Below are 3906 nucleotides of genomic sequence, written 5' to 3' on the forward strand. Positions count from 1 at the left end.
AGCCGCGGCCACCGGGGCGGGAGCCTGGCCGCGGACCGCGGTGGCATTGCCGTGCGGGCGCTGCTCATTGCCACGGTCGGCATGATGCTGGGCGCGCTGGAAGTAAACGTCGCGGTGATCCTGGTCCATTACGGCGTGCTGTTCCTGTGTGCGCTGCCGTTCCTGCAGTTGCGCCGCGGCGTGCTGGCGCTGTGGGCGGCCGGCTGGATCGTCGTCTCGCCGGTGCTGGCCCACCTGCTGCGGCCCTGGGCGGAAGCGGCGGTGCAGCCGGCCGAGCTGGGCCACAACCCCATGGTCTACGACCTGCTGACGCCGGCCACGCTGCTCAGCGATGTTTTCCTCACCGGCTACTATCCCGTGGTGCAGTGGCTGGGCTATCTGCTGGCGGGCCTGCTGATCGGGCGACTGGAACTGCAGCGCACCGGCGTGCAACTGGGGCTGCTGGCGGCGGGCGCCGCGCTGGCCGTGGCGGCCAAGGCCGGTTCCTGGTTCCTGATGGAGCGGCTCGGCGGATATGCGGAGGTCGCGGCGACCGAGGCGGCGCGGCGGCCGGACTTCGATCTCGTGTACCAGGTGAACATGAGCTGGATCGAGCAGCGCGGCTCGTGGTGGTGGCTGGGCGGCTCGTCGCCGCATGCCGGAACGACCTTTGACCTGCTGCACACGGTGGGCACCTCGGCCGTGGTCCTGGCGGTGTGCCTGCTGCTGACGTCCCGGCTGCCGTGGCTGCTGATGCCGCTCGCGGGCGCCGGGGCGATGACGCTGACGCTCTATTCCGCGCATGTCTGGGTGCTCAGCGCGTTGCCGCCGGCTGCACCGGAACTGCCAACCTACCTGTGGCAGGCAGCGGCAGCGGTGGCGGTAGGCATGGCCTTCCTGGCCCTGGGGTGGCGGGGACCGTTCGAGCTGGTGACCTCCACCGCGGCGCGGCTGACCCGGGAGGCGCTGCGGCCGGCGGGCAGCCGCGGCCGCTGAACCATTCAGGAACGGCTGAGGCTGATGGCGTGGCGCATCGACTCGCGGGCACGCTTGCGGTCCCCCGCGGCGTCATAGGCGCACGAGAGGCGGAACCAGCTGCGCCAGTCCTCCGGCGCGGCTTCGGCCTCGGCCTGGTACACCAGGAACTCCCGGTCGGCCGCCTCCCGCACGATCCGCCCGCCGGGCGTGCGCGGCAGGTCGTCCACGGGCAGCCCGCCTTCGGCCTCGAGGGTCCGGGCCAGCCTGGACATCCGCGCGCCGAACAGCAATTCGCGGCTGAGCGCCCAGGCCCCGATGATCGGCAGGACCACCAGCGCAATGCCCAGGCCCTTGGCCACGGGGTCGGGTTCGCTGAGCATCAGCCAGGCCCGCTGCAGCGTGGCGCCCAGGTAGCCCACCAGCAGCACGATGATCACGCCGACCCAGATCTTGGCTCCGTGCCGGGCATACCAGCCGATGCGGCCGCTGCCGCCGTCCGCTGCGGGACCCGTGTGTTCGGCGTTGCTCATGAAAGTTCCAGATACCCGTCTAGTCCGTAGGTCAGTCCGGGCCGCCCGCCGACGGTCCGGACGCCCAGCAGGACGCCGGGCATGAAGGAGGCGCGGTCGAATGAATCGTGCCGGATGGTCAGTTGTTCGCCCGGCCCGCCGAGCAGCACCTCCTGGTGCGCCACCAGGCCGCGCAGCCTCACGCTGTGCACGCGCACGCCGTCCACGTCGGCGCCGCGGGCCCCGTCCAGCGCCGTGGTCGTGGCGTCGGGGCCGGCGGGTACGCCTGCGTCCGTGCGGGCGGCGGCCACCAGCTGCGCCGTGCGGACCGCGGTGCCGGAGGGCGCATCCACCTTGTCCGGGTGGTGCAGTTCGATGATCTCCACCGATTCGAAGTACTTGGCGGCGGTGGCGGCGAACGCCGAGGCCAGCACGGAACCGAGCGCGAAATTGGGGGCAATCAGCACGCCCGTTCCGGGATGCTGTTCCAGCAGCTCCGCCAGCGAGTCGCGCCTGGCCTGGTCCCAGCCGGTGGTGCCGACCACCGCGTGCATGCCGTGCTCGACGGCGAAGCGGACGTTGGCCTCGGTGTTGTCCGGGGTGGTCAGGTCCACCACGACCTGCGTCCCCGCGGCCACCAGCTCTTCCAGAGCGTCGCCACGCTTCAGCGCGGCCACCAGCTCCAGGTCAGGGGCGCCCTGGATGGCCGCGACGGCCTCGCTGCCCATCCGTCCGCCGGCGCCCAGCACGGCCACCGCAAGTTGCTCAGTCATGCCCTCCAGCGTATCGCTACTGCCCGATGCCGACCCATTCGGTGCTGCCGTCGGCGAAGTGCTGTTCCTTCCACACGGGCACCTCTTCCTTGATCCGGTCCACCAGCTCCGAACAGGCCGCGAAGGCTTCGGCGCGGTGTGCCGACGCGACGGCGGCGACCAGGGCCGGGTCGCCGATCGCCAGCGGGCCGGTGCGGTGCGCCACCCAGATGCGCACGCCGTCGTGATCCGCGGCGATGCGCCCCGCGACCTCAGCGATCACGCGCTGGGCGCTGGGGTGGGCGGAGTAGGACAGCGCGGCCACGGCCTGGCCGCCGTCGTGGTTGCGGACCACTCCGCTGAAGCTGACCACCGCACCGCAGTCGGCCGAATCCACGGCGGCCGTCGCCTCGCCCGCGTCGATCGCCTCGCCGGTCACCGCGGCGTACAGCACCGTGCTGGTCATGGTTGTCCTCTCATCGGCTGCATGCTTCCAGTATCCCTTGGCCGGCCCGGTGCGGCGTCAGCCGGCATGGCCGGCGTCGGTGTCGCCTTCCAGCTGCGCGCAGATGTGCCCAATCAGCGGATCCAGGGCGGCCAGGCCGTCGCGCACTCCCCCGGGAGAGCCGGGCAGGTTGACCACAAAGGTGGACCCGGCGGTTCCGGCCACGCCCCGGCTCAGCGCGGCCAGCGGGGTCTTGGTGCGCCCGTAGTCACGGATTGCTTCCATCACGCCGGGCAATTCCCGTTCCAGCGCGACGGCGGTGATCTCCGGGGTGCGGTCGTCGGCGGCCAGCCCGGTGCCTCCGCTGGTGACGATCACCCGGGGCCCGGCGGCGAGCATCTTCCGCAGCGCCTGGCGGACGGGTTCGCCGTCGGCGACGATCTGGGGGACGCCGGCCGCCAGGCCGTGCCCGGCCAGCCACTCGGAGATCAAGGGCGCGCATTCGTCCTCGTAGGCGCCGGCCGCGGCGCGGGTGGAGGCAACGATGATGCCGGCGGTCCTGGCGCTCACAGCGCCCAGTCCCCGCTCTTGCCTCCGGATTTTGCCAGCACCTTGATGTCGGAGATGACCGCGTGCTTGTCCACGGCCTTGACCATGTCGTACAGGCTCAGTGCCGCCACCGAGGCGGCGGTCAGCGCCTCCATTTCCACGCCGGTGACCGAGCGCGTCTTCACCGTCGCCTCGATCCGCACGGACTCCGCGGCCGGGAAAAAGTCGACCGTGACCTTGCTGATCGGCAGCGGGTGGCACAGCGGGATCAGCTGCGGCGTCTGCTTGGCGGCCATGATCCCGGCGACCCGGCTGACGGCCAACGCGTCGCCCTTGGGCAGCGAACCGGCGGCCAGGAGTTCCACCACGTCGGGGCGGGTGGTGAGCACGGCCTGCGCCGTGGCTTCCCGGGTGGTTTCGTCCTTGCCGCTGACATCGACCATGTGCGCCGTGCCGTCCTCGCGGACGTGGGTCAGGCGTTCTGCTTCACTCATAGCAGCCATATTTCCACGTCCTGGCCGGCATCGGCGCGCTCCACCCCCACGGGCAGGTGGACCAGCGCGTTGGACTGCGCCAGCGCGTGCACCAGGTGGGACCCCGCTCCGCCCACCAGCTGCACCCGTCCGCCGTCGTAAAGGCCGCGCCGCACCTGGTGTTTGCCGGCCGGCGACTCCGCGGCCTCCGCCAGTGGGGC

6 protein-coding genes and 1 pseudogene are annotated in these 3906 nt (G+C 71.8%); 1 reads left to right on the top strand and 6 read right to left on the bottom strand.

The genetic code is table 11. The annotated features are described in order from the left end of the window. The coding region (locus AC5RV2_RS15625) for a heparan-alpha-glucosaminide N-acetyltransferase domain-containing protein (protein WP_494093094.1) at positions 1-975 on the top strand (975 nt) is incomplete at its 5' end. A 5-nt stretch (positions 976-980) separates the two neighbouring features. On the opposite strand, the gene AC5RV2_RS15630 is transcribed toward AC5RV2_RS15625, so the two are convergent. The 6 genes and pseudogenes from AC5RV2_RS15630 to AC5RV2_RS15655 all read right to left on the bottom strand — a co-directional run. Next, complete coding sequence (locus AC5RV2_RS15630; RefSeq protein ID WP_494093095.1) at positions 981-1487, bottom strand: tetratricopeptide repeat protein; 507 nt, start codon at positions 1485-1487, stop codon at positions 981-983. Further along, positions 1484-2239, bottom strand: a complete 756-nt coding sequence (dapB, locus tag AC5RV2_RS15635; protein ID WP_494067982.1) for a 4-hydroxy-tetrahydrodipicolinate reductase — start codon at positions 2237-2239, stop codon at positions 1484-1486. The genes AC5RV2_RS15630 and dapB overlap by 4 nt, the downstream gene beginning before the upstream one ends. 16 nt (positions 2240-2255) lie before the next feature. Continuing rightward, entirely contained in the window at positions 2256-2684 is a 429-nt protein-coding gene (locus tag AC5RV2_RS15640; protein ID WP_494093096.1) for a molybdenum cofactor biosynthesis protein MoaE, read from the bottom strand. A gap of 57 nt (positions 2685-2741) precedes the next feature. Then, on the bottom strand, positions 2742-3233 hold the full coding sequence (locus AC5RV2_RS15645) for a MogA/MoaB family molybdenum cofactor biosynthesis protein (RefSeq protein WP_494067984.1): 492 nt from the start codon (positions 3231-3233) through the stop codon (positions 2742-2744). Then, positions 3230-3706, bottom strand: a complete 477-nt coding sequence (gene moaC / locus AC5RV2_RS15650; RefSeq protein WP_494093097.1) for a cyclic pyranopterin monophosphate synthase MoaC — start codon at positions 3704-3706, stop codon at positions 3230-3232. The genes AC5RV2_RS15645 and moaC overlap by 4 nt, the downstream gene beginning before the upstream one ends. Beyond that, positions 3703-3906, bottom strand: a pseudogene (locus AC5RV2_RS15655) (gephyrin-like molybdotransferase Glp); the annotation flags it as partial. The pseudogene AC5RV2_RS15655 and the gene moaC, both read right to left, overlap by 4 nt.

This window comes from Arthrobacter sp. Y3225116 (assembly GCF_059091245.1).